Origin of the sequence: Mycobacterium sp. WUMAC-067 (assembly GCF_020217485.1) — a bacterium.
Classification (GTDB): domain Bacteria; phylum Actinomycetota; class Actinomycetes; order Mycobacteriales; family Mycobacteriaceae; genus Mycobacterium.
In genome coordinates this window covers 24,551-51,334 of record NZ_JAEKMI010000017.1, presented here as the reverse complement: position 1 = coordinate 51,334, position 26,784 = coordinate 24,551, and the positions used below count along the sequence as shown (strand labels likewise).

At 67.3% G+C, this 26,784-nt stretch carries 26 protein-coding genes, 1 pseudogene and 2 riboswitches; of the genes and pseudogenes, 17 read left to right on the top strand and 10 right to left on the bottom strand.

The genetic code is table 11. The annotated features are described in order from the left end of the window. Positions 1-76: 76 nt before the first annotated feature. The 5 genes and pseudogenes from sdhC to JF781_RS14180 all read left to right on the top strand — a co-directional run. Entirely contained in the window at positions 77-415 is a 339-nt protein-coding gene (gene sdhC, locus JF781_RS14200) for a succinate dehydrogenase, cytochrome b556 subunit (RefSeq protein WP_008260009.1), read from the top strand. Continuing rightward, on the top strand, positions 412-882 hold the full coding sequence (locus tag JF781_RS14195; RefSeq protein ID WP_225329324.1) for a succinate dehydrogenase hydrophobic membrane anchor subunit: 471 nt from the start codon (positions 412-414) through the stop codon (positions 880-882). Before sdhC ends, JF781_RS14195 begins: the two co-directional genes overlap by 4 nt. Positions 883-885: 3 nt before the next feature. After that, on the top strand, positions 886-2,640 hold the full coding sequence (sdhA, locus tag JF781_RS14190; RefSeq protein WP_225329323.1) for a succinate dehydrogenase flavoprotein subunit: 1,755 nt from the start codon (positions 886-888) through the stop codon (positions 2,638-2,640). Next, on the top strand, positions 2,640-3,437 hold the full coding sequence (locus tag JF781_RS14185; protein ID WP_225329322.1) for a succinate dehydrogenase iron-sulfur subunit: 798 nt from the start codon (positions 2,640-2,642) through the stop codon (positions 3,435-3,437). Before sdhA ends, JF781_RS14185 begins: the two co-directional genes overlap by 1 nt. 50 nt (positions 3,438-3,487) lie before the next feature. Continuing rightward, positions 3,488-4,162 (top strand): annotated as a pseudogene (locus JF781_RS14180) (carboxymuconolactone decarboxylase family protein); the annotation flags it as partial. Positions 4,163-4,182: 20 nt separating this feature from the next. On the opposite strand, the gene JF781_RS14175 reads toward JF781_RS14180, so the two are convergent. After that, on the bottom strand, positions 4,183-4,677 hold the full coding sequence (locus tag JF781_RS14175) for a PPOX class F420-dependent oxidoreductase (RefSeq protein ID WP_225329321.1): 495 nt from the start codon (positions 4,675-4,677) through the stop codon (positions 4,183-4,185). A gap of 34 nt (positions 4,678-4,711) precedes the next feature. After that, the gene (locus tag JF781_RS14170) at positions 4,712-5,644 is read right to left on the bottom strand and encodes a sigma-70 family RNA polymerase sigma factor (protein WP_225329320.1); all 933 of its coding nucleotides are present in this window, start codon (positions 5,642-5,644) and stop codon (positions 4,712-4,714) included. Between the two features lie 42 nt (positions 5,645-5,686). Between JF781_RS14170 and JF781_RS14165 the strand changes: the two genes are divergently transcribed. Next, the gene (locus tag JF781_RS14165) at positions 5,687-7,018 is read left to right on the top strand and encodes an aspartate aminotransferase family protein (protein WP_225329319.1); all 1,332 of its coding nucleotides are present in this window, start codon (positions 5,687-5,689) and stop codon (positions 7,016-7,018) included. Between the two features lie 68 nt (positions 7,019-7,086). Here the strand turns inward: JF781_RS14165 and JF781_RS14160 are convergent, their stop codons facing one another. After that, entirely contained in the window at positions 7,087-7,386 is a 300-nt protein-coding gene (locus JF781_RS14160; RefSeq protein ID WP_225329318.1) for a hypothetical protein, read from the bottom strand. A 147-nt stretch (positions 7,387-7,533) separates the two neighbouring features. Between JF781_RS14160 and JF781_RS14155 the strand changes: the two genes are divergently transcribed. The 4 genes from JF781_RS14155 (at position 7,534) to JF781_RS14140 (ending at position 11,639) form a co-directional block, all read left to right on the top strand. After that, entirely contained in the window at positions 7,534-8,775 is a 1,242-nt protein-coding gene (locus JF781_RS14155; RefSeq protein ID WP_225329317.1) for a D-alanyl-D-alanine carboxypeptidase family protein, read from the top strand. Between the two features lie 6 nt (positions 8,776-8,781). After that, on the top strand, positions 8,782-10,134 hold the full coding sequence (locus tag JF781_RS14150; protein ID WP_225329316.1) for a sugar porter family MFS transporter: 1,353 nt from the start codon (positions 8,782-8,784) through the stop codon (positions 10,132-10,134). Next, entirely contained in the window at positions 10,125-11,237 is a 1,113-nt protein-coding gene (gene nagA / locus JF781_RS14145; RefSeq protein WP_225329315.1) for an N-acetylglucosamine-6-phosphate deacetylase, read from the top strand. The genes JF781_RS14150 and nagA overlap by 10 nt, the downstream gene beginning before the upstream one ends. 12 nt (positions 11,238-11,249) lie before the next feature. Further along, a riboswitch (guanidine-III (ykkC-III) riboswitch) is annotated at positions 11,250-11,313 on the top strand. A gap of 11 nt (positions 11,314-11,324) precedes the next feature. Then, positions 11,325-11,639 (top strand): multidrug efflux SMR transporter, encoded by a 315-nt coding sequence (locus JF781_RS14140; protein WP_225329314.1) that lies wholly within the window; start codon positions 11,325-11,327, stop codon positions 11,637-11,639. On the opposite strand, the gene yhjD is transcribed toward JF781_RS14140, so the two are convergent. Together yhjD and trpS are read right to left on the bottom strand one after the other, a co-directional pair. Then, complete coding sequence (gene yhjD, locus JF781_RS14135) at positions 11,636-12,673, bottom strand: inner membrane protein YhjD (RefSeq protein WP_225329313.1); 1,038 nt, start codon at positions 12,671-12,673, stop codon at positions 11,636-11,638. The genes JF781_RS14140 and yhjD overlap by 4 nt on opposite strands. Positions 12,674-12,684: 11 nt before the next feature. Then, complete coding sequence (gene trpS / locus JF781_RS14130; protein ID WP_225329312.1) at positions 12,685-13,704, bottom strand: tryptophan--tRNA ligase; 1,020 nt, start codon at positions 13,702-13,704, stop codon at positions 12,685-12,687. A gap of 197 nt (positions 13,705-13,901) precedes the next feature. On the opposite strand from trpS, the gene JF781_RS14125 reads away from it, so the two are divergent. Beyond that, on the top strand, positions 13,902-14,711 hold the full coding sequence (locus JF781_RS14125) for an alpha/beta fold hydrolase (RefSeq protein ID WP_225329340.1): 810 nt from the start codon (positions 13,902-13,904) through the stop codon (positions 14,709-14,711). On the opposite strand, the gene JF781_RS14120 is transcribed toward JF781_RS14125, so the two are convergent. Together JF781_RS14120 and JF781_RS14115 are read right to left on the bottom strand one after the other, a co-directional pair. Then, a complete protein-coding gene (locus JF781_RS14120; protein ID WP_225329311.1) occupies positions 14,704-15,945 on the bottom strand; it encodes an NADP-dependent isocitrate dehydrogenase in 1,242 nt (413 codons plus the stop codon). The genes JF781_RS14125 and JF781_RS14120 overlap by 8 nt on opposite strands. Positions 15,946-15,963: 18 nt before the next feature. Beyond that, on the bottom strand, positions 15,964-18,201 hold the full coding sequence (locus tag JF781_RS14115) for an NADP-dependent isocitrate dehydrogenase (protein WP_225329310.1): 2,238 nt from the start codon (positions 18,199-18,201) through the stop codon (positions 15,964-15,966). Between the two features lie 159 nt (positions 18,202-18,360). Then, positions 18,361-18,478, top strand: a riboswitch (SAM riboswitch). Between the two features lie 175 nt (positions 18,479-18,653). On the opposite strand from JF781_RS14115, the gene JF781_RS14110 reads away from it, so the two are divergent. The 4 genes from JF781_RS14110 to JF781_RS14095 are packed head-to-tail and all read left to right on the top strand — an operon-like array spanning position 18,654 to position 22,381. Continuing rightward, a complete protein-coding gene (locus JF781_RS14110) occupies positions 18,654-20,030 on the top strand; it encodes a bifunctional o-acetylhomoserine/o-acetylserine sulfhydrylase (RefSeq protein WP_225329309.1) in 1,377 nt (458 codons plus the stop codon). Positions 20,031-20,043: 13 nt separating this feature from the next. Beyond that, complete coding sequence (locus JF781_RS14105; RefSeq protein ID WP_225329308.1) at positions 20,044-21,192, top strand: homoserine O-acetyltransferase; 1,149 nt, start codon at positions 20,044-20,046, stop codon at positions 21,190-21,192. After that, positions 21,189-21,923 (top strand): class I SAM-dependent methyltransferase, encoded by a 735-nt coding sequence (locus tag JF781_RS14100; RefSeq protein ID WP_225329307.1) that lies wholly within the window; start codon positions 21,189-21,191, stop codon positions 21,921-21,923. Before JF781_RS14105 ends, JF781_RS14100 begins: the two co-directional genes overlap by 4 nt. 23 nt (positions 21,924-21,946) lie before the next feature. After that, positions 21,947-22,381 carry a VOC family protein gene (locus JF781_RS14095; RefSeq protein WP_225329306.1) on the top strand — a complete coding sequence of 145 codons (435 nt, stop codon included), beginning with the start codon at positions 21,947-21,949 and terminating at the stop codon, positions 22,379-22,381. A 28-nt stretch (positions 22,382-22,409) separates the two neighbouring features. Here the strand turns inward: JF781_RS14095 and JF781_RS14090 are convergent, their stop codons facing one another. Next, on the bottom strand, positions 22,410-23,774 hold the full coding sequence (locus JF781_RS14090) for an HNH endonuclease signature motif containing protein (RefSeq protein WP_225341272.1): 1,365 nt from the start codon (positions 23,772-23,774) through the stop codon (positions 22,410-22,412). A gap of 402 nt (positions 23,775-24,176) precedes the next feature. Here JF781_RS14090 and JF781_RS14085 point away from each other — a divergent pair, with 402 nt between their 5' ends. Then, positions 24,177-24,617, top strand: a complete 441-nt coding sequence (locus JF781_RS14085; RefSeq protein WP_225329304.1) for a hypothetical protein — start codon at positions 24,177-24,179, stop codon at positions 24,615-24,617. 408 nt (positions 24,618-25,025) lie between these two features. After that, complete coding sequence (locus JF781_RS14080) at positions 25,026-25,604, top strand: DUF732 domain-containing protein (protein ID WP_225329303.1); 579 nt, start codon at positions 25,026-25,028, stop codon at positions 25,602-25,604. Here JF781_RS14080 and JF781_RS14075 read toward each other — a convergent pair. Both JF781_RS14075 and JF781_RS14070 read right to left on the bottom strand, forming a co-directional pair. Next, on the bottom strand, positions 25,601-25,882 hold the full coding sequence (locus JF781_RS14075) for a DUF3017 domain-containing protein (protein WP_225329302.1): 282 nt from the start codon (positions 25,880-25,882) through the stop codon (positions 25,601-25,603). The genes JF781_RS14080 and JF781_RS14075 overlap by 4 nt on opposite strands. Then, the gene (locus tag JF781_RS14070) at positions 25,879-26,724 is read right to left on the bottom strand and encodes a bifunctional methylenetetrahydrofolate dehydrogenase/methenyltetrahydrofolate cyclohydrolase (RefSeq protein ID WP_225329301.1); all 846 of its coding nucleotides are present in this window, start codon (positions 26,722-26,724) and stop codon (positions 25,879-25,881) included. The genes JF781_RS14075 and JF781_RS14070 overlap by 4 nt, the downstream gene beginning before the upstream one ends. Positions 26,725-26,784 lie beyond the last annotated feature (60 nt).

Sequence of the window (26,784 nt, the reverse complement as noted above, 5' to 3'; positions counted from 1 at the left end):
GGATCCGGCGGCGCCCGTACCGGCTACCTCGCGCAAACGCAGGCCGCCGCGGACCCTGTACCGGGGCGATCCCGGCATGTGGTCGTGGGTTTTGCATCGCATCAGCGGCGCGACGATCTTCTTTTTCCTGTTCGTGCACGTCCTGGACGCCGCGATGCTGCGGGTGAGCCCGCAGACCTACAACGCGGTGATCCACGACTATCAGATGCCGATCGTCGGCCTGATGGAATACGGCCTGATCGCCGCCGTGCTCTTCCACGGCCTGAACGGCATCCGGGTGATCCTGATCGACTTCTGGTCCGAGGGGCCGCGTTACCAGCGGCTGATGTTCTGGATCGTCGGCGTCGTGTTCCTGCTGCTGATGGTCCCGGCCGGCGTCGTGACCGTCATCCACATGATGGAGCACTTCCGATGAGCAGCCCCGACCTTCAGCTGACGCGCGGCCAGACCGCGCCCGTCAAACAGCGCTTCTACGACCGACCCGCCAGCTTGGACAATCCCCGCTCGCCGCGGCGCCGGGCCGGCATCCCCAACTTCGAGAAGTTCGCCTGGCTGTTCATGCGGTTCTCGGGCATCGCGCTGTTCGTGCTGGCGATCGGCCACCTGTTCATCATGCTGATGTGGGACAACGGCGTGTACCGCATCGACTTCAACTACGTGGCGCAGCGCTGGGCGTCGCCGTTCTGGCAGTTCTGGGACCTGGCGCTGCTGTGGCTGGCGCAGCTGCACGGCGGCAACGGCCTGCGCACCATCATCGACGACTACAGCCGCAAGGACAGCACCCGGTTCTGGCTCAACAGCCTGCTGTTGCTGTCGATGGGGTTCACGCTGGTGCTGGGCACCTACGTGCTGCTGACATTCGACCCGAATATCGGAGGCTGACCGATGATCCAGCAACACCGATACGACGTGGTGATCGTCGGTGCGGGGGGTGCGGGCATGCGCGCCGCGGTCGAGGCGGGTCCGCGGGTGCGCACCGCGGTGCTGACCAAGCTCTACCCGACCCGCAGCCACACCGGCGCCGCCCAGGGCGGCATGTGCGCGGCGCTGGCCAACGTCGAAGAGGACAACTGGGAATGGCACACCTTCGACACCGTCAAGGGCGGCGACTACCTGGCCGACCAGGACGCGGTGGAGATCATGTGCAAGGAAGCCATCGACGCGGTGCTCGACCTGGAAAAGATGGGGATGCCGTTCAACCGCACCCCCGAGGGCCGCATCGACCAGCGGCGCTTCGGCGGGCACACCCGCGACCACGGCAAGGCCCCGGTGCGCCGGTCCTGTTACGCCGCCGACCGCACCGGCCACATGATCCTGCAGACGCTGTATCAGAACTGCGTCCGCCACGACGTGCAGTTCTTCAACGAGTTCTACGCGCTGGACCTGGTGCTCACCCAAACGCCGAGCGGGCCGGTGGCCACCGGTGTGGTCGCCTACGAGCTTGCCACCGGCGAGATCCACGTCTTCCACGCCAAGGCGATCGTCCTCGCGACCGGCGGGTCGGGCCGGATGTACAAGACCACCTCCAACGCGCACACCCTGACCGGTGACGGCATCGGCATCGTCTTCCGCAAGGGGCTTCCGTTGGAGGACATGGAGTTTCACCAGTTCCATCCGACCGGATTGGCCGGTTTGGGCATCCTGATCTCCGAGGCCGTGCGCGGCGAGGGTGGCCGGCTGCTCAACGGCGAGGGTGAGCGGTTCATGGAACGCTACGCCCCGACGATCGTCGACCTGGCACCGCGCGACATCGTCGCCCGCTCAATGGTTTTGGAGGTCCTGGAGGGCCGCGGCGCCGGCCCGCACAAGGACTACGTCTACATCGACGTCCGCCACCTCGGTGAGGATGTGCTCGCGGCGAAGCTGCCCGACATCACCGAGTTCGCCCGCACCTATCTGGGTGTGGACCCGGTGCACGAGCTGGTCCCGGTGTACCCGACGTGTCACTACGTGATGGGCGGCATCCCCACCACCGTCACCGGACAGGTGTTGCGGGACAACACCTCCACAGTCCCGGGGCTGTACGCGGCGGGCGAGTGCGCGTGCGTGTCGGTACACGGCGCCAACCGGCTGGGCACCAACTCGCTGCTGGACATCAACGTGTTTGGCCGCCGGGCCGGCATCGCCGCCGCCAATTACGCACGGGGGCACGACTTCGTCGACATGCCGCCGGAGCCGGCGGCCATGGTCGTCAGCTGGGTGGGCGACATCCTGAGCGAGCACGGCAACGAGCGCGTCGCCGACATCCGCAACGCGTTGCAGCAGTCGATGGACAACAACGCCGCGGTGTTCCGCACCGAGGAAACGCTCAAGCAGGCGCTGACCGACATCCACGCGTTGAAGGAGCGGTATTCCCGAATCACCGTGCACGACAAGGGGAAACGATTCAACAGCGATCTACTGGAGGCCATCGAGCTGGGCTTTTTGCTGGAGCTGGCCGAGGTCACCGTGGTCGGCGCGCTGAACCGCAAGGAGTCTCGCGGCGGGCACGCCCGCGAGGACTACCCCAATCGTGACGACGTCAACTACATGCGCCACACCATGGCCTACAAGCAGGGCAGCGATCTGCTGAGCGACATCGCGCTGGACTTCAAACCCGTGGTGCAGACGCGCTACGAACCCAAGGAGCGGAAGTACTGATGACGGACGTTGCAGAGCCGCAGGTGGAGAGCCTGGAACCGCCCCTGCCGCCGGTTCCCGACGAGGCGGTGATGGTGACCGTCAAGATCGCCCGGTTCAACCCCGATCAGCCCGATGCCTACGCGGAAACCGGTGGCTGGCAAAGCTTTCGGGTGCCCTGCCTGCCCAGCGACCGGATGCTGAACCTGCTGATCTACATCAAGAGCTACCTGGACGGGACGCTGACCTTCCGCCGGTCCTGCGCGCACGGTGTGTGCGGCTCGGACGCCATGCGGATCAACGGCGTCAACCGGCTGGCGTGCAAGGTGCTGATGCGCGACCTGCTTCCGAAGAAGGCGGGCAAGTCGCTGACCATCACGGTCGAGCCGATCCGCGGGCTGCCGGTCGAAAAGGACCTGGTGGTCGACATGGAGCCGTTCTTCGACGCCTACCGCGCGGTCAAGCCGTACCTGATCACCACCGGCAACCCGCCGACGCGCGAACGCATTCAGAGCCCGGCCGACCGCGCCCGCTACGACGACACCACCAAGTGCATCCTGTGCGCGGCGTGCACCACCAGCTGCCCGATCTTCTGGCACGAGGGCAGCTACTACGGCCCGGCGGCGATCGTCAACGCGCACCGTTTCATCTTCGACAGCCGCGACGAGGCCGCCGCCGAGCGCCTGGACATTCTCAACGAGGTCGACGGCGTGTGGCGGTGCCGCACCACGTTCAACTGCACCGAGGCCTGCCCGCGCGGCATCCAGATCACCAAGGCGATCCAAGAGGTCAAGCGCGCGATCATGTTCTCGCGCTGATCGGCCACCAGACGCAGAATCGCACGGTTCGGCCCCCGAACATGCGATTCCGCGTCTGCTCGTCACACATCGCCGGGCTGTCTCGTCTGACGGGTATGACACAGAAAACCCGCATCGAGCCCCTGCCCCCCAAGCGCGCCGGATTGCTGATCCGGGCGATGTACCGCGTCGCCAGGCGGCGCTACGGCCAAGTTCCCGAACCGTTCGCCGTGGCCGCCCACCACCGCAAGCTGATGATCGCCAGCGCCATACACGAGACGATGGTCGAGCGGGCGTCGAAAACGCTGCCGGCCAGCGTGCGTGAGCTGGCGGTGCTGTGGACCGCGCGGCAGATCGGCTGCTCGTGGTGCGTCGACTTCGGATCGATGCTGCAGCGTCTGGACGGCCTGGACGTGGAGCGGCTCAAGGAGATCGACGACTACGCCACCTCGCCGGCCTTCAACGACGACGAGCGCGCCGCCATCGCGTATGCCGACGCGATGACCAGCGACCCGCACACCGTCACCGACGAGCAGGTCGACGATCTGCGGGCCCGCTTCGGCGACGCCGGGGTGTTCGAACTGACCTACCAGATCGGGTTGGAGAACAAGCGGGCGCGGGTGAATTCCGCGCTGGGCATCACCGAGCAGGGTTTCAATTCCGGTGACGCGTGCCGGATCCCGTGGGCTAGCGACGATCGCAAGCGCGGCGTAGCCGGGCGCAGCGGGTCGTCGCCCGTGGGCTAGCAAACCAGGGCGTGGCCTGATTAACCCTCTTGGGCGGGTTCGATCTCGATGTAGGTGGTCGGGATACCGAACGCCGCGCTGCCCTTGTCCAGACTGCGCTCGAACAATTTCATCGGCAGGCTCCAGTTTGCCGCAATGACCTTGTACGCGTGGGCATGTTCGGACTCGGGCAAAATCCTGGCTATCCCGGCCACCGCTTGCCCCTTGGGCTTGCCGCGGAGACCGCTCGGCACCACAACGACACGCGGATTGTTGTTGATCCGCTTCACCTTTCCGGTGGAGGCATCCGTTCGCACGTAGATCTTTCCGTCGGCGACACCGTGATTGATGGGGCTCGGCATCGCCTCGCCGGAACGCTTGAACGTCACCAGCAAGATTTGCCGCGTTTGGTCGAAACCGGTGAAGTCCTTGCCTCGTGGAGTCGCAGCGCCGACGTCGAAGGCGCTGCGGTGGCGGATCTTGTCCATACCGCGGAACATCAATTTGCCCATCGTCTCGGCGACACTGCCGGCCATGTGCTCTCTCCAATCTGCGCCTGACTCGACGGACTTAAGGCCGCTCTCGCCGCAGCGGAGACCCGGTGAACTTGTCCGGGTTGGCGACATCCCAGAGGGCGCAGACCTTTCCGTCGCGCACCGTCATCGCCATGATCCGCGGGCACATCTCGCGGTAGCCCTCGGCGGCGGGGAAGCCGGCGGTGTAGATGCCCAGCTCGCCGTTGACCAGTCCCGGTTGATAGGACGTGTAGAAGGCGGGCCCATAGCGGTTTGCCAGGCCGAGCATGAACCGGACCACCTTGTCCGGGCCGTGGATGACCTGAACCGCCGTGGGCGCCTTGCCATTCGAATCGCCGGTGAAGACGACGTCCGGGTGCAGCAAGGAGACCACGGCCTCCAGATCGCCGGTGGCCATGGCGGCCAACAACTTTCCCACCACCTCGTTGTGCGACGGGTCGGGTTCGGGCGGCGGCTCGGCCGCGACGGCCTTACGCGCCCGGGAGGCCAGCTGCCGGGCGGCGGCCTCGCTGGTGCCCAGGGCCACGGCCACGTCCGCGAACGGCACGTCGAACCCGTCGTGCAAGACGAACGCGACCCGCTGATCCGGTGAGAGCCGCTCCAGCACCACCATCGCCACGAACCGGGCGTCTTCTCCGGCCACCACCGCGGACAGCGGATCGGCTTCGGAAGCAGGGGGGCCGAAACCGGTGACGACCGGCTCGGGCAGCCAGTTCCCGGTGTAGGTCTCGCGACGGTGCGCGGCCGAGCGCAGCCTGTCCAGGCCCAGCCTGCTCACCACCGTCGTCAACCACGCCCGCAGGTCGGTGATCTCTGTTCCCTTTTCGGGGTTCTGCCGGTTCCAGCGCAGCCAGGCATCCTGGACGATGTCCTCGGCGTCGGCGACGGTACCGGTCAGCCGGTAGGCGACCGACATGAGATGCGGTCGCAACGACTCGAATTCGCTGACCTGTTGCGCTGAGGCCATATCGCAGAGCCTAGCCCGAAGCGCGCGCTACGCTCACCAGCAATGACCGACAACCTGTGGCTGCACTTCTCCCGGCACGGCCCGGGAGTCACGCCGCCGATCATCACCCGCGGCGAGGGCGTCACCATCTTCGACGACCGCGGCAAGAGCTACCTCGACGGCCTGTCCGGGCTGTTCACCGTGCAGGTCGGCCACGGCCGCACCGAGCTCGCCGAGGTCGCGGCGCGGCAGGCCGAGACTCTGGCGTTCTTCCCGCTGTGGGGGTATGCCACCCCCACGGCGATCGAGCTCGCCGAGCGTCTCGCGGGCTACACGCCGGGCGATCTGAACCGGGTGTTCTTCACCACCGGCGGCACCGAGGCCGTCGAGACCGCGTGGAAACTGGCCAAGCAGTACTTCAAGCTCACCGGCAAACCCGGTAAGCACAAGGTGATTTCGCGATCGGTCGCCTACCACGGCACCACCCAGGGCGCCCTGGCGATCACCGGACTGCCCCGCTACAAGGCGCCGTTCGAGCCGGTAACGCCGGGCGGCTTCCGGGTGCCCAACACCAACTTCTATCGGGCGCCGGAACCTTTCGACACCGACCCGAAGACCTTCGGGCGGTGGGCCGCGGACCGCATCGCCGAGGCGATCGACTTCGAGGGCCCCGACACCGTGGCGGCGGTTTTTCTGGAGCCAGTGCAGAACGCCGGCGGCAGCATCCCGCCTCCCCCAGGCTATTTCGAGCGGGTGCGCGAGATCTGCGACGAATACGACGTGCTGCTGGTTTCCGACGAGGTGATCTGCGCGTTCGGCCGCATCGGGTCGATGTTCGCCTGTGACGACTTCGGCTACGTGCCGGACATGATCACCTGCGCCAAGGGAATGACGTCGGGCTACTCACCGATCGGCGCCATGATCGCCAGCGAGCGCTTGTTCGAGCCGTTCAACGACGGCGCGACGATGTTCCCGCACGGCTATACCTTTGGCGGCCACCCGGTTTCGGCGGCCGTCGGGCTGGCCAACCTCGATATCTTCGAGCGCGAGGGGCTCAACGATCACGTCAGGGCCAACGCGCCGGCCTTCCGCGCCACCCTGGAAAAGCTCCTCGACCTGCCGATCGTCGGCGACGTGCGCGGCGAGGGTTTCTTCTACGGCGTGGAGCTGGTCAAGGACAAGGCGACCAAGCAGACGTTCAGCGACGCCGAGCGCCGGCCGCTGCTGGCCCGGGTCGGCTCGTCCCTGTTCGAGGCCGGGTTGTATTGCCGCACCGACGACCGCGGCGATTCCGTCATTCAGCTGGCGCCGCCGCTGATCAGCGGCCAGGCCGAATTCGACACCATCGAATCGATCCTTCGCGGGGTGCTCACGGAGATCCAACCGCGACTCTGACGTCCTGGGCATGGCGCGCGAACCGCGTATCAACCCGGTCCGGTGGCAGCCACCACGCTGTGATCGAGCTAGCCGGTGGCTGTAGCGAGGACCCGCTTGACCTCGTACGCGGCCAGCAATACGTCTCGGGAATGCGCCGGCGTCGGGTTGCTCGCGATCCGCGTTTGCGCGTTGCACAGCCACGCGAGCGCGGACCGCAGGTCGGGATCGGTCGTGGTGTCGCGATGCGCTTGCAGTTCCGCCAACACCTGATCAAGCCCCGACCGCCGAACCTGCGTTGCTTTCTCGACCTGCGCGAGCAGATCCTTCAGCGGCCGGGGACCCGACGCGCCAGCGCCATCGCGGGCCCCCCGGAACTGGGACCGCAACTGAGACCACAACCCATCGTTTGGAATAGCCGTCAGTCTAGGGGTTCGACGCGAGCCCCGCGCGCCGGGGAATTCGTAACTTCCGTCTCATCAGTCACAGCGCGGCTCCCCGGATTCGGGCGTCCGATCGCTTAATGTGCACAGACGATGACCCTGTTACGTTCCGCATCATGCCTGGCAGCGGCGCTTTTCCTGATGGCCGCCCCGGCCACGATTGCCTTGCCGCTCGCCAGGGCCGAACCCGGCGCCGAGCCCAACGCCGCACCCACGAACTGCCCGTACAAGGTGAACACCCCGGCCGCGGTGGATTCGTCGGAGGTCCCCACCGCCGGCGACCCCCCGATCCCGCTGGCGGTGCCCGCCAAGCCCGTCGGCGGTGACGCCCTGGGCGGTTGCGGCATCGTCGCCGCGCCGAATACGCCGCCGCTCCCGGGCGACGTGTCCGCCGAGGCCTGGCTGGTGGCGGACCTGGACAGCGGCGCGGTCATCGCCGCCAAAGACCCGCACGGGCGCCACCGCCCGGCCAGCATCATCAAGGTGCTGGTGGCGATGGCCGCCATCAACACGCTCAACCTGAACAAGTCGGTTTCCGGAACCGCCGACGACGCGGCCGCCGAGGGCACCAAGGTCGGCGTCCAGGAAGGCGGCGTGTTCACCGTCAACCAGCTGCTGCACGGCCTGCTGATGCACTCCGGCAACGACGCCGCCCACGCGCTGGCCATGCAGCTCGGCGGCATGCAGCAAGCGCTGGAGAAGATCAACGTGCTCGCCGCCAAGCTGGGCGGCCAGGACACCCGGGTGGCGACGCCGTCGGGGCTGGACGCGCCCGGCATGAGCACCTCGGCCTACGACATCGGGCTGTTCTATCGCTACGCGTGGCAGAACCCCACGTTCGCCAACATCGTCGCGACCCGGACCTTCGACTTCCCCGGCCACGGCGACCACCCCGGCTACGAGCTGGAGAACGACAACCAGCTGCTCTACAAGTATCCCGGCGCCCTGGGCGGCAAGACCGGCTACACCGACGACGCGGGCCAGACGTTCGTGGGCGCGGCCAACCACGACGGGCGGCGGTTGGTGGCGGTGCTGCTGCACGGGACGCGGCAGCCGATCGCGCCGTGGGAGCAGGCCGCGCACCTGCTGGACTACGGATTCGCCACCCCGCAGGGCACTCAGGTCGGCTCGCTGGTCGCGCCCGACCCCTCGCTGGCGCCGGCCAAGAGCGACACCGCCGCCGACCGGCTCGCCACCAACGCTGCCGCGGGGGCGATCATCGGTTCGGCGGATGCCATGCCGGTCCGGGTGGGCGTCGCTGTCATCGGCGCCATCATCGTGTTTAGCTTGATCATGGCCGCGCGCTCGATGAACCGTCGACCCCAGCACCGCTGACCGCCGGTGGCCACCGGATCGCGGAGCGGCCTGCTGGTCGGGCTGACCGCCGCCAGCGTGGGCCTCATCTACGGCTACGACCTGTCCATCATCGCGGGCGCGCAGTTGTTCGTCACCGAGGACTTCGGGCTGTCCACCCGGCAGCAGGAACTGCTGACGACGATGGTGGTGTTCGGCCAGATCATCGGGGCGCTCGGCGCCGGCGTGCTGGCCAACGTGATCGGCAGGAAAAGGTCGGTGGTGCTGATCCTGTTCGCCTACGCGGCTTTCGCGCTGCTGGCCGCGTTCTCGGTGTCGCTGCCGATGCTGCTGGCGGCGCGGCTGCTCGTCGGCCTGACCATCGGTGTGACGGTGGTGGTCGTCCCGGTGTACGTGGCCGAATCGGCGCCGACCGCGGTGCGGGGCTCGCTGCTCACGGCCTACCAGCTGGCGATCGTCAGCGGGCTCATCGTCGGTTATTTGACCGGCTACCTGCTGGCCGGCACGCACAGCTGGCGGTGGATGCTGGGGCTGGCCTGCGTGCCCGCACTCCTGTTGGCGCCGTTGGTGATTCGGATGCCGGACACGGCCCGGTGGTACCTGCTCAAAGGCCGGGTTGACGACGCCCGGCGGGCGCTGCTGCGGGTGGAGCCCGACGCGCGGGTCGAGGACGAGCTGGCCGATATCGGCCGCGCGGTCAGTGAGGGCAGCGGCCGCCTCTCCGAGATGCTGCCGGAAATGGTTCGCAGGCCCTACCTTCGGGCCACCATCTTCGTCGTCGTTCTCGGCTTCCTGATCCAGATCACCGGCATCAACGCGATCATCTATTACAGCCCCCGGATATTTCAGGCCATGGGCTTCACCGGCAATTTCGCGCTGCTGGGGTTGCCGGCGCTGGTGCAGGTGGCCGGGTTGGCCGCCGTCGGGACCGCGCTGCTGCTGGTCGACCGGGTGGGCCGACGGCCAATCCTGTTGTGCGGCACCGCCATGATGATCGCCGCCGACGTCGTGCTGATGGCCGTGTTCGGCCGTGGGATCGGCGGCGCGGTCGCCGGGTTCGCGGGCGTACTGCTGTTCATCTTCGGCTACACCATGGGTTTCGGCTCCCTGGGCTGGGTGTACGCCAGCGAAAGCTTCCCGTCCCGGCTGCGGTCCATCGGGTCGAGCACCATGCTGACCTCCAACCTGGTGGCCAACGCCATCATCGCCGCCGTCTTCCTGACCATGCTGCATTCATTCGGCGGCGCAGGGACTTTCGCGGCGTTCGCCGCGCTCGCGTTGATCGCCTTCGCCTTCGTCTATCGGTATGCGCCGGAGACCAAGGGCCGCCAGCTCGAGGACATCCGCCACTTCTGGGAGAACGGCGGCCGGTGGGGCTGATCGCCGCGGGAACCATGGTCCTGGACGGGCGGATCTGCCGGCCGGGCTGGCTCGAGACCTCCGCCGGGCAAATCGCGGCCTGCGCGCCCGGGCCGCCGCCCCGCCCGCCCGACCGGGACTTCCCGGATTGCGCTGTGGCGCCGGGGTTTATCGACATGCACGTGCACGGCGGCGGTGGGGCCTCCTACACCGACGCCGACGGCATCGGCGACGCCGCTGCCTTCCACCGGCGCCACGGCACCACCACCACGTTGGCCAGCCTGGTGACCGCCGCCCCCCCGGAATTGCTCAGCGGGGTGCGCGCGCTCACCGACGCCACCAGGCGGGGCACCGTCGCGGGCATTCATATCGAAGGCCCCTGGCTGAGCCGGGCGCGCTGCGGGGCCCATGACCCCGCTCAGATGCGCGACCCGGACCCAACGGAGATCGACGCGGTGCTGGCCGCCGGCGGCGATGCGATCAAGATGGTCACCCTGGCGCCGGAGCTGCCCGGGGCCGACGCCGCGATCCGGCGCTTCGTGGACGCGGGAGTCGTTGTGGCGGTGGGACATACCGACGCGAGCTACGAGCAGACCCGGCACGCCATCGCGTTGGGCGCCACGGTCGGCACGCATCTGTTCAATGCGATGCCGCCGCTGCATCACCGCGAGCCCGGCGCGGCGCTCGCGTTGCTGCGGGATTCACGGGTGACCGTCGAGCTCATCGCCGACGGCGTGCACCTGCACCGGGACGTGGCGCGCGCGGTCATCGAGGCGGCCGGCGTGGACCGGGTCGCGGTGATCACCGACGCGATCGCCGCAGCGGGCGGCGCCGACGGCGCGTATCGACTCGGCGCGGTGCGCATCGATGTGGTTTCCGGCGTCGCGCGGGTGCAGGGGACGTCGACGATCGCGGGCAGCACGGCCACCCTGGATCAGTTGTTCGCCAGGGTGGCCGCCGACGCCGGGCTGGCCGCGGCGGTTCAGGTGACGTCGGCGACGCCGGCGCGCGCGCTGGGGCTCGATCGCGTGGGCAGCCTGCGGCCCGGCTATAACGCCAATCTTGTGGTGCTCGACCGTGATTTGCGGGTGACCGCCGTCATGGTGCGCGGCGACTGGCTCTGAGCGTTATCATCAGAGACGTCAGCACCTGACACCGGACGAGGGGCCCCGTACCCGGCCAGCGACAAGACGGCGCCGTGGAGGTGCGCAATGGCATGGCTCGTCTTGATCGCGTCGGGGGTCTTGGAGGCGGTGTGGGCGACCGCCCTGAACAAGTCCGACGGCTTCTCCCGGCTCGGCCCCTCGCTGGTCTTCGTTGTCGCGCTGGCGCTTTCGATGGCCGGACTGGCGACCGCGATGCGCACCCTGCCGGTCGGAACCAGCTATGCGGTATGGGTCGGCATCGGGGCCGTGCTCACGGTGGGCTACGCGGCGGTCATCGGCGACGAACCGGCGTCGTTGACCAAGCTGTTGCTGATTGCCGGGATCGTGGCCTGCATCGCGGGTTTGAAGGTGATCAGCTAGCGGCCACGGCGGGCAAGCCCGGCGATTCGGGAAAGGGCCAGCGCCCCAACGGCTCCCAGGGTCATCGCGGTCAGCGTCTGGCGAGTGCCCAGGCCCTCGTCCATGTGCACCCGCGGCGCGATGATCGCCGGAGCGGGGGGCTCGACGTGGCGGTCGCGCGGATCGGTGGACGCCGTCGCCCCCCACGCGGTGCAGAACAGGACGAGATAGGCGGTGATGTAAGCGAACACCATCAACCCCAGCACCGGGCCGAAGGCCGCGCCCGCGGGGCTGCGCAACACCGTCTTCAGATAGATCGACCCCACCTGTTTGAACACTTCGAAGCCGACGGCCGCGATCAGCCCGGCCCGCATCGAATCGACGAAACTGACCTTTTCCCGGGGCAGGCGCGCGATCATCCACGTGAACAGCAGCCACGACACGAACGTCGCGATCAGGATCGAGAAAACCCAGAAGAGCCAGTCGAACACCGCAAACTGCGGTACGCCAAGCCATTTCAGCAGTGTGGCCATGGGTGCGGCGTGGCCGATGGTGGTCAGCGCGACGGTGGCCACGATCACCGCGAACGTCCCCACCATCGCCAGCAGATCGGAGAACTTGCTGCGCACGAAGCCCGTCGACTCGGCCTGCGAGTCCCACCACATCTCGGTCAGCGCTTGGCGCAGGTGTGAAATCCAGCCCAGGCCCGCCCACACCGCGGTGACCAGACCGATGACACCGACCGAAGTCCGGGCGTCGATCGCCGAGTTCATCAACTCCTGCAGCTGATTTCCCAGCGTGCCCGACACCTGGGACCGAATGTGATCGTCGATCGTGCTCAGCAGGTGGGGCCGGCGGGCCAGCACGAATCCGAACACCGCGAAACCGACCATGAGCAACGGAAACAACGCGAAAATCGTGTAATAGGTGAGGCCGGCGGCAAAGAACCCGCCGTTGCGTTCGTCGAAACGCTGGTAGGCGCGGATGACATGGTCGAGCCACCCGTACCGGGCCCGCAGCCGATCAAGAACGCCTTCCTTGGCCGGCTCGCTCATGGTGGAACTTCTTACCTCCGTTGCGGAAGGAACCCAAGCCGATCGTAAACCCGTTGGACCGTTTTCCCGGCGACATCCTGGGCCCGTTCGGCTCCGGCCGCCAAGATGGCCTCCAATTCGGCCAAGTCGGCCGTCAGTTCGTCGACGCGGGCCTTGATCGGGGTGACGAACTCGACCACCGCCTCCGCGGTGTCCTTCTTTAAATCGCCGTAACCCCTTCCGGCATAGCCCTCGACGAGCTTGTCGACGCCGATGCCGCTGACCGCGGACTGGATGGTCAGCAGGTTGGAGACGCCGGGCTTGGCGTCGGTGTCGAAGCGGATCTCGCGCTCGCTGTCGGTCACCGCCGAACGAATCTTCTTGGCCGACAACGCCGGATCGTCGAGCAGGTTGATCAGCCCGGCGTCGGTGGCCGCGGATTTGCTCATCTTCGACGTCGGGTCGGACAGGTCGTAGATCTTCGCGGTCGCCTTGGGGATCAGCATGTCCGGCACCACGAACGTGTCCGGGAATCGGGCGTTGAACCGCTGCGCCACGTCGCGGGCCAGCTCGAGATGCTGGCGCTGGTCTTCGCCCACCGGCACCAGGCCGGTGTCGTAGGCCAGCACGTCGGCGGCCTGCAGCACCGGGTAGGTGAATAAACCCACGGTGGTGGAGTCGGCGCCCTGGCGCAGCGACTTGTCCTTGAACTGCGTCATCCGCGACGCCTGCCCGAAGCCGGTGAAGCAGCCCAGCACCCAGGCCAGCTGGGTGTGGCCGGGCACATGGCTCTGCACGAAGACGGTGCTGCGGGCCGGGTCGATGCCCAGGGCCAGGTATTGGGCGGCGGTGACCAGGGTCCGCCGCCGCAGCGCCTCGGGATCCTGGGCGACGGTGATGGCATGCAGGTCGACCACGCAGAAGTACGCGTCATGGTCGTCCTGCAGGTCGACCCACTGGGTGATGGCGCCCAACGCGTTACCCAGGTGTAGCGAATCGGACGTGGGCTGCACGCCGGAGAAAATGCGGCTGGATCCGGTAGCGGTGCTCATGATGCACCGATCTTTTCACGCGCGGCGGCGGGCGCTCAGTGTGCGGCCACCCGCACGTTCGGCGCCGAGTGTGCGGTCAGCCGCGCGCCCGCGATCAGGCCGTGTTGCGGTACCGGCGGTACCGCCTTTAATGTCGGGATATGACGACTCGTACGCCGACCCACCTTGGCCCCGAGGATGGTTCCGGAGAGCCGGTCGTGCTGCTGCACGGGTTCCTGATGTCGCAGACGGTGTGGGATCCGGTGGCGCCGCGGCTCGCCGACACCGGCCGTTACGAGGTCTTCGCCCCGACCATGGCCGGGCACAACGGCGGACCCTATGCGGGTACCTGGCTGCTGAGCTCGTCGGTGCTGGCCGACCATGTCGAGCGCCAGCTCGACGAACTCGGCTGGGAGACCGCGCACCTGGTGGGCAACTCGCTGGGCGGCTGGGTGGCCTTCGAGCTCGAGCGCCGCGGGCGGGCGCGCAGCGTCACCGGCGTCGGCGCCGCGGGCGGCTGGACGCGCTGGAGCCCGGTCAAATTCGAGGTCATCAGCAAGTTCATCGCCGGGATGCCGATCCTGGGACTGGCCCGGCTGCTGGGCCCGCGCGCGCTGCGGCTGCCGCTGAGCCGCCGGTTGGCGACCCTGCCGCTGAGCGCCACCCCGGAGGGGGTCAGCGAGGAGCAACTGCGTGGCGTGGTCGACGACGCCGCGCACTGCCCGGCCTATTTCCAGCTGCTGATCAAGTCGCTGCTGCAGCCCGGGCTGCTGGAGCTGGCGCAGACCGCGGTGCCCGTGCAGCTGGTGCTGTGCGAGAAGGACCGGGTGGTGCCGCCGAGCAGGTTCAGCCGCCATTTCACCAACTTCTTGCCCGAGGGAACGAAGATCACCAAGCTCGACGGCGTCGGGCACGTGCCGATGTTCGAGGCGCCCGAACGCATCACCGCGGCCATCGCCGACTTCATCGACGAGTGCGCCGCGGGCCCGGACCGGCTCTCCGAGCGGCACCGGCCGCCGGCTAGTTAGCCAGCTCCTTTTTTAGGTTCTCGGCGATCGAGTCGAGGAATTCCTCGCTCTGCTGCCACTGTTGATCGGGGCCGATCAGGATGGCGAGGTCCTTGGTCATCTTCCCGCTCTCGACGGTGGACACGATGACGTTTTCCAGCGTCTGCGCGAACTCGATCACCTCGGGGGTGTCGTCCAGCTTGCCGCGGTGCGCCAGCCCGCGCGCCCAGGCGAAGATCGAGGCGATCGGGTTGGTGGAGGTCGGTTTGCCGGCCTGATACTGCCGGAAGTGCCGGGTGACCGTGCCGTGCGCGGCCTCGGCCTCGACCGTCTTGCCGTCGGCGGTCATCAGCACCGAGGTCATCAACCCCAGCGAGCCGTAGCCCTGGGCGATGGCGTCGGACTGCACGTCGCCGTCGTAGTTCTTGCACGCCCACACGTAGCCGCCCTCCCACTTGAGGCAGGCGGCCACCATGTCGTCGATCAGCCGGTGCTCGTAGGTCAGGCCCTCGGCCTCGAACTCCTCCTTGAATTCCTCGTCGTAGATGCGCTGGAACTCGTCCTTGAACATGCCGTCGTAGGCCTTGAGGATGGTGTTCTTGGTCGACAGGTAGACCGGCCATTTCGCGTTCAGGCCGTACTTGAACGACGCGCGCGCGAAGTCGCGCACGGAGTCCTTGAAGTTGTACATCCCCATCACCACGCCGCCGTCCTCGGGGATGGACACCATCTCGTGCACCATCGGCTCGCTGCCATCGGCGGGGGTGAACGTGATGGCGACGGTGCCGGGCTTGTCGACCTTGAAGTTGGTCGCCCGATACTGGTCGCCGAACGCGTGGCGGCCGATGACGATCGGCTTGGTCCAGCCCGGAACCAGGCGCGGCACGTTGGAAATGACGATCGGTTCGCGGAAGATGGTGCCGCCCAAGATGTTCCGGATCGTCCCGTTCGGCGAAAGCCACATCTTCTTGAGGTTGAACTCGGAGACGCGGGCCTCGTCGGGGGTGATCGTCGCGCACTTGACGCCCACGCCGTGCTTCTTGATGGCGTAGGCCGCGTCGATCGTCACCTGGTCGTCGGTGCGGTCGCGGTGCTCGATGCCCAGGTCGTAGTAATCCAGATCGATGTCGAGGTGCGGAAGGATCAACATCTCCTTGATCAGCTTCCAGATGACGCGGGTCATCTCGTCGCCGTCGAGCTCGACCACGCGGCCCTTGACCTTGATCTTGGCTTCTTTGGAACCCGGGCTCGACATCGGTGCCTTCCTGCGGCGTCAGCCTTGTGCGGCGGCGAGCACCTCGTTGAACGTCTTGCTCGGCCGCATCACCGCCGTCGTCTTCTCGCTGTCGGGGTAGTAGTACCCGCCGATGTCGACCGTGTCACCCTGCACCTCGGCGAGCTCGGCCACGATGGTGTCCTCGTTCTCACCCAACGACTCGGCCAGCTTGGCGAAGCGCTCGCGCAACTCCTCGTCGTCGTTTTGCGCGGCGAGTTCCTGAGCCCAGTACAGCGCCAGATAGAACTGGCTGCCCCGGTTGTCGAGTTCACCAGTCTTGCGCGACGGACTCTTGTTGTTGTCCAACAGCTTTCCGATCGCGGAATCCAGCGTCTTGCCCAGCAGCTTGGCGCGCTCGTTGTCGGTCTTGATGCCGATGTCCTCGAAACACGCTCCCAGAGCGAGGAATTCACCGAGGGAATCCCAGCGCAGGTGGTTCTCCTCGACGAGTTGGTGGACGTGCTTGGGCGCCGAGCCGCCCGCGCCGGTTTCGTACATTCCGCCGCCGGCCATCAACGGCACGATGGACAGCATCTTGGCGCTGGTGCCCAGTTCCAGGATCGGGAACAGGTCGGTGAGGTAGTCGCGCAGGATGTTTCCGGTCGCGGCGATGGTGTCCTGGCCGCGCATCGCGCGCTCGAGCGTGTACCGCATGGCCCACACCTGCGGCATGATCTGGATCTGCAGGCCCTCGGTGTCGTGCTCCTTCAGGTATTCCTTGACCTTCTTGCGGAGCTCGACCTCGTGCGGGCGTTCGGTGTCCAGCCAGAAGACCACGGTCATGCCCGAGTTGCGTGCCCGGTTGACGGCCAGCTTGACCCAGTCGCGGATCGGTTCGTCGCGGACGATGGGCATGCGCCAGATGTCGCCGGTTTCCACGTTCTGGGTCAGCAGGACTTCCCCGGTGTCGAGGTCGACGATGTTGGCGACGCCGCTCTCGGGGATCTCGAATGTCTTGTCGTGCGAGCCGTATTCCTCGGCCTGCTGCGCCATCAGCCCGACGTTGGGGACCGTGCCCATGGTCGCGGGATCGAACGCGCCGTGCGTCTTGCAGAAGTTGATGATCTCTTGGTAGATCCGGGAGAACGTGGACTCCGGGTTGACGGCCTTGGTGTCCTTCTGCCGCCCGTCGGCGCCCCACATCTTGCCGCCCGCACGGATCATCGCCGGCATCGACGCGTCGACGATCACGTCGCTGGGCGAGTGAAAGTTGGTGATGCCCTTGGCCGAATCGACCATGGCCAGCTCGGGGCGGTGCTCGTGGCACGCGTGCAGGTCGCGGATGATCTCGTCGTGCAGCGACGCGGGCAGCGCCTCGATCTTGCTGTACAGGTCGACCAATCCGTTGTTGACGTCGACGCCGAGTTCGTCGAAGAGCTCCTGGTGCTTGGCGAAGGCCTCCTTGTAGAAGATCTTCACGGCGTGCCCGAAGACGATGGGGTGCGAGACCTTCATCATCGTCGCCTTGACGTGCAGCGAGAACATCACGCCCGTCTCGTAGGCGTCCTGCATCTGCTCCTCGTAGAACTCGATGAGGGCCTTCTTGCTCATGTACATGGAGTCGATGACGTCGCCCGTGCGCAGCGAGACCATGGGCTTGAGCACGATCGTCTTGCCGCTTTCGGTCTCGAGCTCCATCTTCACGTTGCGCGCGCGGTCCAGCGTCATCGACTTCTCGCCGTGGTAGAAGTCGCCGCCCTTCATGGTCGCGACGTGCGTGCGTGACGCCGGCGACCATTCCGCCATGCTGTGCGGGTGCTTGCGCGCGTACTCCTTGACGGCCTTGGGTGCGCGCCGGTCCGAGTTGCCTTGTCGCAGTACCGGGTTCACCGCGCTGCCGAGGCACTTGGCGTAGCGGTCGCGAATCTCCCTGTCCTCGTCGGTCTTCGGGCTCTGCGGAAAGTCCGGAATCTTGAATCCCTTGCCTTGCAGCTCCTTGACGGCGGCGATCAGCTGGGGCACCGAGGCGCTGATGTTCGGCAGCTTGATGATGTTGGTGTCGGCCAGCTTCGTCAGCCGGCCCAGCTCCGCGAGGTTGTCCGGGACCCGCTGCTCTTCGGTCAGGTGTTCGGGGAACTCGGCGAGGATCCGGGCCGCCACCGAGATGTCGCTGGTCTTGATCTTGATCCCCGCGGGTTCGGCGAAGGCACGCACGATCGGCAGGAACGCGTAGGTCGCCAGCAGCGGCGCCTCGTCGGTCAGCGTGTAGATGACGGTCGGCTGTTCGGCGCTCACGGTCTCTCTCCCGGCGGCAAGATCTTCGATATCGGACAATTCTGTGGGGGGCTCAGCAATCTAACTGCCACGTTATCAAGGGTGTTTGGACAGGTGTCGACCTGCATGTGCACCGCCACGGTTGGCGGCGGGTCGGCACAGTACGATAATCTTCGTATTGGTCATGAGCGCCAGCATCAAGCCCCGGCTTGCTGGCCGGCAACCCTCCAACCGCGGTGGGGTGCCCCGGGTGATGACCAGGTCTATGTAGCCACAGGCTGCACGGCAAGCGCGGGTCCGCCATAACGGACCCCTGACTAGAGGGGACACGTGATGTGCTTCTGTCCAGCTCCTTCGGCTCCGCTCACCCTTACGGATCGGCCGATGTGCGCAATCGTCCGCCGCTGCTAGTCGGCCGGCCACCGAGAGACCGCTGAGACCCGAGCCCATATCCCAGGAGAAAGCCAACCCACGTGAGTTCCGAGAACGGTACTACCAGCGACAACACGGATCCGACCGCGCATTGGTCGTTCGAGACCAAGCAGGTGCACGCCGGCCAGCAGCCCGACCCGGCCACCAACGCCCGCGCCCTGCCGATCTACCAGACCACCTCCTACGTCTTCGACGACACCGCGCACGCCGCCGCCCTGTTCGGGTTGGAGGTTCCGGGCAACATCTACACCCGGATCGGCAACCCGACCACCGACGTCGTCGAGCAGCGCATCGCCGCGCTCGAGGGCGGTGTGGCGGCGCTGTTCCTGAGCTCCGGCCAGGCGGCGGCGACGTTCGCGATCTTGAACCTGGCGTGTGCCGGAGATCACATCGTCTCGAGCCCCAGGCTCTACGGCGGCACCTACAACCTGTTCCACTACTCGCTGGCCAAGCTCGGAATCGAGGTCAGCTTCGTGGAAGACCCCGACGATCTGGATTCGTGGCGGGCCGCGGCGCGGCCGAACACCAAAGCCTTCTTCGCCGAGACCATTTCCAACCCGCAGATCGACATCCTGGACATCCCCGGCGTCGCCGGGGTCGCCCACGACAACGGCGTCCCGCTGATCGTCGACAACACGGTCGCCACGCCCTACCTGATCCAGCCGTTCCGGCACGGCGCGGACATCGTCGTGCACTCGGCCACCAAGTACCTCGGCGGCCACGGCTCGGCGATCGCCGGGGTCGTCGTCGACGGCGGCACCTTCGACTGGACGCAGGGCCGGTTCCCGGGATTCACCACACCCGACCCGAGCTACCACGGCGTGGTGTTCGCCGAGCTCGGCCCGCCGGCCTACGCGCTCAAGGCGCGCGTGCAGCTGCTGCGCGACCTCGGTTCGGCCGCCGCACCGTTCAACGCGTTCCTGGTCGCCCAGGGCATCGAGACGCTGAGCCTGCGCATGGAACGTCACGTCGCCAACGCGCAACGCGTGGCCGAGTTCTTGGCGGGCCACGAAGGCGTGCTGTCGGTGAACTACGCGGGACTGCCCGGCTCGCCCTGGCATGAACGGGCAAAGAAGCTGGCGCCCAAGGGAACCGGGGCGGTGCTGTCGTTCGAACTGGCCGGCGGTGTCGATGCGGGCAAGGCCTTCGTGAACGCGCTGAAGTTGCACAGCCACGTCGCCAACATCGGCGACGTGCGTTCGCTGGTGATTCATCCGGCGTCCACGACGCACGCCCAGCTGTCCCCGCAGGAGCAGCTGAGCACCGGGGTCAGCCCGGGGCTGGTGCGGCTGGCCGTCGGCATCGAGGGGATCGACGACATCCTCGCCGACCTGGAGCTCGGCTTCGCCGCGGCAGCCAGATTCGGTGCGGCCGCGGGGGCGTCCGGCACCGATCCGAAGGCCGTGGCGGCGTTCTAAAGGAATCCTGCCCATGACGATCTCCGACGTGCCCACCCAAACGCTGCCCGACGAAGGCGAAATCGGCTTCGTCCATATCGGCGCGCTGACCACCGAGAGCGGCGCGGTCATCGACGACGTGCATATCGCCATCCAGCGCTGGGGCGAGTTGTCGCCGACACGCGACAACGTGGTGGTGGTGCTGCACGCCCTGACCGGTGACTCGCACATCACCGGGCCGGCCGGGCCCGGACATCCCACCGGCGGCTGGTGGGACGGCATGGTCGGCCCGGGCGCGCCGATCGACACCGACCGCTGGTGCGCGGTGGCCACCAACGTGCTCGGCGGTTGCCGCGGCTCCACCGGGCCCAGCTCGCGGCGGCGGGACGGAAAGCCCTGGGGCTCAAGGTTCCCGCGGATTTCGATCCGCGACCAGGTGCAGGCCGACATCGCCGCGCTGGCCGCGCTGGGGATCGACGAGGTCGCCGCGGTGGTCGGTGGATCCATGGGCGGCGCAAGGGCTTTGGAGTGGATGGTCGGCCACCCGAACCGGGTCCGGGCCGGGCTGCTGCTGGCCGTGGGCGCGCGCGCCACCGCCGACCAGATCGGCACCCAGTCCACGCAGATCGCTGCCATCAAGGCCGACCCCAACTGGCAGGGCGGCGACTATCACGACACCGGGCTGGCGCCCGACACCGGGCTGGCGATCGCGCGGCGCTTCGCGCATCTGACTTACCGCGGTGAGGTGGACCTCGACACCCGGTTCGCCAATGACGGGCAGGGCGACGAGGATCCGGCCGACGGCGGCCGCTACGCGGTGCAGAGCTACCTGGAGTACCAGGGCGACAAGCTGCTGGAGCGTTTCGACGCGGGCAGCTACGTGGTGTTGACCGAGGCGCTGAACAGTCACGACGTCGGCCGGGGGCGCGGCGGGGTGGCCCAGGCGCTGGGTGGGTGCCCGGTCCCGGTGGTGGTGGGCGGCATCGCGTCCGACCGGCTGTACCCGCTGCGCCTGCAGGAGGAGCTGGCCGAGCACCTGCCGGGCTGCACCGGCCTGCAGGTGGTCGACTCCGATTGCGGGCACGACGGCTTCCTGGTGGAAGTCGATGCGGTCGGCGAATTGATCCGCAAGACACTGGTGTTGGCCGACGCGGACAGCAGGGAAGGCACGTCGCAACGGTGACCCGCTCGCGGCAGGACCGCTCTTTGTCATTCGGCTCGGCAGCCGCGGCCTATGAGCGTGGCCGCCCCTCCTATCCCCCGGAGGCGATCGACTGGCTGTTGCCGGTCGGCGCGCGCCAGGTGCTCGATCTGGGTGCGGGCACCGGCAAGCTGACGACCCGGCTGGTGGAGCGCGGCCTGGACGTGGTGGCCGTCGACCCGATCCCGGACATGCTGGAAGTGTTGCGGACCTCGCTGCCCGAGACCCGCGCCCTGCTGGGCACGGCGGAAGAGATTCCGTTGGAAGACAACAGCGTTGACGTGGTGCTGGTGGCCCAGGCCTGGCATTGGGTGGACCCCGAGCGCGCGATACCCGAGGTGGCCCGCGTGCTGCGGCCGGGCGGGCGGCTGGGCCTGGTGTGGAACACCCGCGACGAACGGCTGGGCTGGGTGCGCGAGCTGGGCCGGATCATCGGCAGTGACGGCGACGGCGGCCGCACGCAGGTGCAGTTGCCCGAGCCGTTCACCGACCTCGCGCAGCATCAGGTTGAGTGGACGAGTTACCTTACGCCGCAAGCGTTGATCGACCTCGTCGCGTCGCGCAGTTACTGCATCACGTCGCCGACCGAGGTTCGCTCCAGGACGCTCGACGAGGTGCGCGAGTTGCTGGCCACGCATCCGGCGCTGGCGAATGCGACCGGCCTGGCGCTGCCCTATGTCACCATGTGCACCCGGGCGACGCTGGCCGGCTGAGCGCTTGCGTAGTGTCTCGTCGCATGGAGCAGCGACTGAGTCTCATCACCCTGGGCGTCGCCGACCTGCGTCGCGCCCGCCGCTTCTATGCGCGCCTCGGCTGGCACGGTCAAGTGGTGCAGGAAACGGTCTTCTTTCAGGCCGGCGGCCTCGCCGTGAGTCTGTGGGCGCGAGAGAAGCTTTCGGCCGATCTCGGCATCGCCGACCAAGGCGATGACGGCTTCGGCGGCATCGCCATGGCTCACAACGTGCGGTCGCGCGCCGAGGTGGACGAGATCCTGGCCGCGGCAACAGATGCCGGAGCCACCATCACGCGCGCCGCTGCCGAGACGTTCTACGGCGGGTACGCGGGCGCGTTCCGCGATCCCGATGGTCACGCGTGGGAAATCGCCCACAACCCTGGGTTCGCGCTAGCCGAGGACGGCGCGATCACAGTGCCCGACTTCTCGGAAGCCTGATCACCGTCGTTGAAGTACCCCAGCCCGGTTACCACCCGTCATCGTCCTCGTCACGCAGTAGTTTCTCCGGATGGTGAAAGGTGTTGGTGCGTGGTCGATTGCGCTCGAGGTGCGGGGGTGGTTTCCATTCGGTCTCGCCTTTGGCGTTCTTGCGGGTGGTCCAGCCGCGGGGTTGGAGCAGGCGGTGATGCGGGCCGCAGGCGAAGGTGAGGTCGTTGATGTCGGTGCTGTGACACTTGCTGTAGTCGGTGGTGTGGTGGACTTCGCAGTAGTAGCCCTTAACCCCGCAGCCTGGGGCGGTGCAGCCGCGGTCCTTGGCGTACAACACAATCCGCTGCCCCGGGGAAGCCAGCCGCTTGGTGTGATACAACGCCAGGGCCTTGCCCTTGTCGAAGATCGCCAAGTAGTGATGCGCGTGGCGGCCCAGGCGGATCACCTCACTCATGGGCAGGATGGTGCCGCCACCGGTGAGGCCGCGTCCGGCGGCGGCCTCCAACTCTTGCAGGGTGGTGGTGACGATGATGGAGGCCGGTAACCCGTTGTGCTGACCCAACTCCCCGGAGGCCAGCAGCGCGCGCAGTGCGGCCAGCAGGGCGTCGTGACCGCGTTGAGCCTTCGAGCGCGTATCCCGGTCGATGGCGGCTTGGCTGGGGGTCCCGTCGACACACGGGGTGTCGTCGAGAGGGTTGCACATCCCCGGGGCGCCGAGTTTGGCTTCCACGGCTTCGACGGTGGCGCGCAGCTCGGGGGTGATCAGGCCACGCAGCTGCGACATGCCGTCGGCTTGCTGGGGGCCCAGGGTCACGCCACGGCTACGGGCCCGGTCCTCATCGGTGAAGATGCCATCAGGATTGAGGACATTGGACATTCCGCGGGCCAGCTCGGTGAGGTGTTCGGGGCCGAACTGGGTTCCGAACCCGGCCAGTTGGGCTTCGGCAAACTCGCGGGCCGCGGCGTCGACCCAGCCGGGCAGCTGGCGGCAGAACTTGCGGATCACGGCCACCTGACCGGCGCCCAGGTCTCCGACGCGCTGGGCCGCGGCGGTGGCGGGCAGGGCCGGCGGCAGGGGTTCACCGGTCAGTCCGTGGCGGGGTCCCAGGTCGCGGGCTTCCTTGATGCGCCGAGATGCTTCGTGACGGCTGATCAGGGTGTGTTCGGTCAAAGCGTGGGGTAGCCCGCCGCCGAGTTCCTGGGCTGGGGCTTGGCGGGCAAGGGAATTGAGCAGTGGATGCTCGATGACCGGGATGCGCCGGCGCAGCCTCTCACAGCGCTCCAACACCGCCAGCTGCTGCTGGACGTTCAACGCGTCGAGCACCAACGCGCAGGCGCGGTCCAGGTCGGCATCGAGCGCGTCGAACACCGCGTCGACATCGGGCAGACCAGTGGAACTCACACCGCCAAACTATCGACACACACCGACAAAAAACGGCGCAATGTGACCACAGAAACCGCAGTGACACAAGGGATTTCGGTATGCGTTTTCCGTATTCGAAAACGCGTCCGCGGGGGTTGCGTCCAGCAAGGTGGTGTAAATCGCAGCGGCGTGTCGGTCCCGAATGTGGAGGGGCCATCGCGTGAGTCTCTGTGGTGAATCGACCAAGTATCACTCCCGAGAGGAACATCGCGTTTCCGAAACCACACTGGCGCTTCTCAAACCCGCCCAAGACTCCAACGACGAGTCCGTTGCCGTCCCCGCCGCGATCACGGCATAGTGGAAACTCGCAGAGCCTCAGGCGAAACGCCCGCTCGAATTGCACCACTCCACGGGGGCGCGACCCGGGTTAGGACTGTCAATATGAGAATCGAGGAGGTAGACGAGCGCCTCGTCGGCGGCGAATACGACCGTCCGACGTACTTCGTTCTCGACTGGTATGGGCTCGACGACGACACGAGTCTCGCCTCGGCCGCCTGCATAGTCACCGACGTAGAAATACCGGAACTCATCGACTGGATCGAGTCGCGCATCACCGATCCGGACTGGAAGCCAGCATGGGACGCTCCGCTGCACAGCTCGGAAGTCAGCGTGCTCTACAGCGGTCGCGAGGTTAAGTCGCCGCGCGCGATCTTGTTGTGGACCTACTTCAGCCGGCCAGAAAATACCTATCACGAGGGTTTACACCGAGTGGATCAGCCGGATTATCGGCGGCCTTCAGCAAACACCGAGCGATGGCACCGCCGACGGCGCTACGACAAGCCCCACGACGGGAGTCACACTACTTCGGAGAAGAGACTTTAGGCGCAGCTCACGGTGGCGGCTGGGGCCCGATGACAGCAGGCGGTGGAAACCGCAGAGGCTCAAGCGAATCGCCGGCGCTACTTACACCACTCCACGGGACGTGGCCTCCGCGGAATGGCGAGAAGGCCGACGGTGCGCCCGCCGATACTTGACCCAGTCGCCCATCGAGAACCTTTGCACCGCTTGGCATGCGGCAGCCCGGCGCACTGTCGGCGGGGCCGCGACAGCCACCGATCCGCCTGCCCGAACCGCCTGCTCAATAAGCCACATCGCGAACGCACCGACCTCACGAAACGCTTATTGTGCGAACCTTTACCGCACCGTTTCGTAAACGTGACAGTGATAGATCAGAGTTCGTAGCGTGATTCGAGTGCCGTCGGTGCACTCCATGCGGACGGGGAGGCTGGCGTGAAGGCACTTGCACGAACTCATCGGGGGATCTGGGTTTTGCGTCATCAGCCCCTCCCGATTCGCCTGCTCGCCGCGGTGGCCGGCCTGCTCACGGTGGCCTCGGCCTTCGCGGCGCCGGCCGAAGCGGAGGGCAACGGCGACGACTTCATCGACGCGCTCAATCACGCGGGCATCGACTTCGGCGAACCCGGAAACGCGATGGCCGTCGGCGAATCGATCTGCCCGATGCTTTCGCAACCGGGCGGCAGCTTCGCCGCGGCCGCGTCCAGCATCTCCGGCCGGGGCATGTCCCCACAGATGGCCAGCATGTTCACCACGATCGCGATCCAGACGTATTGCCCCCAGGAGATGGCGAACATCGCCAGCGGCAACCTGTCCGGCGCCATGCCGCAGGTTCCGGGAATGCCCGGACAGATCCCGGGGATGGCAGGTCAGATCCCGGGGATGGCAGGTCAGATCCCGGGGATGACGGGCCAAATTCCGGGCATGGCGGGCCAGGTCCCCGGAATGACGGGCCAGATCCCGGGCATGGCCGGGCAGCTGCCCGGACAGGTTCCGGCGCTGCCGAGTTTTTAGACGGTGCCCAGCGGGTCGATCGTCCACGCGATGTAGACCATCGCCGCGCCGACCACCGCGGTGGTGATGAAGTCGATTCCCTTGCCGCGCACCACCAGTAGACCGGCCCGCTCCTCGGACAGCACCAGTCGCAGCAGCGCGGCCACGCCCACGCCGATGCCGATCAACAGCGAACCGCGGCGCCAGAAGTTGGCCCCCACCAAGGCCAGCGCCGTGGCAAAGATCAGGCCCACCAACAGAATCGGCCATTGGGCCCGCAGCACGGTCCGCGCGGTCATTCCCGCTCGGCCAGCTCGACGACGTTGGTCAGCAGGAAGGCGCGGGTCAACGGGCCCACACCGCCGGGGTTGGGTGACACGTGGCCGGCGACGTCCCACACATCGGGGTGCACATCGCCGACGAGTCCGTCGTCGGTCCGGCTGACCCCCACGTCGAGCACCGCGGCGCCGGGACGCACCATGTCGGCGGTCAGCAGGTGCGGAACCCCGACGGCCGCCACGATGATGTCGGCCTGCCGGGTCAACGCCGGCAGATCGCGAGTCCCGGTGTGGCACAACGTCACCGTGGCGTTCTCGGAACGGCGGGTCAGCAGCAGCCCCAGCGGGCGACCGACCGTCACACCGCGGCCGATGACGACCACGTGCGCCCCGGCGATCTCGACGTCGTAGCGGCGCAGCAGATGCACGATGCCGCGCGGCGTGCACGGCAGCGGGGCCGGATTGTTGAGCACCAGCCGGCCCAGGTTGGTCGGGTGCAGCCCGTCGGCGTCCTTGTTCGGGTCGACCCGCTCCAGCGCCGCGTTCTCGTCCAGGTGCTTGGGCAACGGCAACTGCACGATATAACCGGTGCAGTCGGGGTTCGCGTTCAGCTCGTCGATGGTGTCGTTGAGCGCGGCGGTGCTGATGTCGGCGGGCAGGTCGCGGCGAATCGAGGTGATCCCGACCTTGGCGCAGTCGGCGTGCTTGCCCCGCACGTAAGCCTGCGAGCCCGGGTCCTCGCCCACCAGGATGGTGCCCAATCCGGGGGTGCGTCCCGATGCGGTGAGTGCGGCCACGCGCTGTTTGAGGTCGACGAAGATCTCGTCGCGGGTGGCCTTGCCGTCCAGCGTGATTGCTCCCACGCTGACAGTCTGGCAGATATCGATGATGGCGACCCGCCGCGCCCGGCTTCGCCGCGCTTG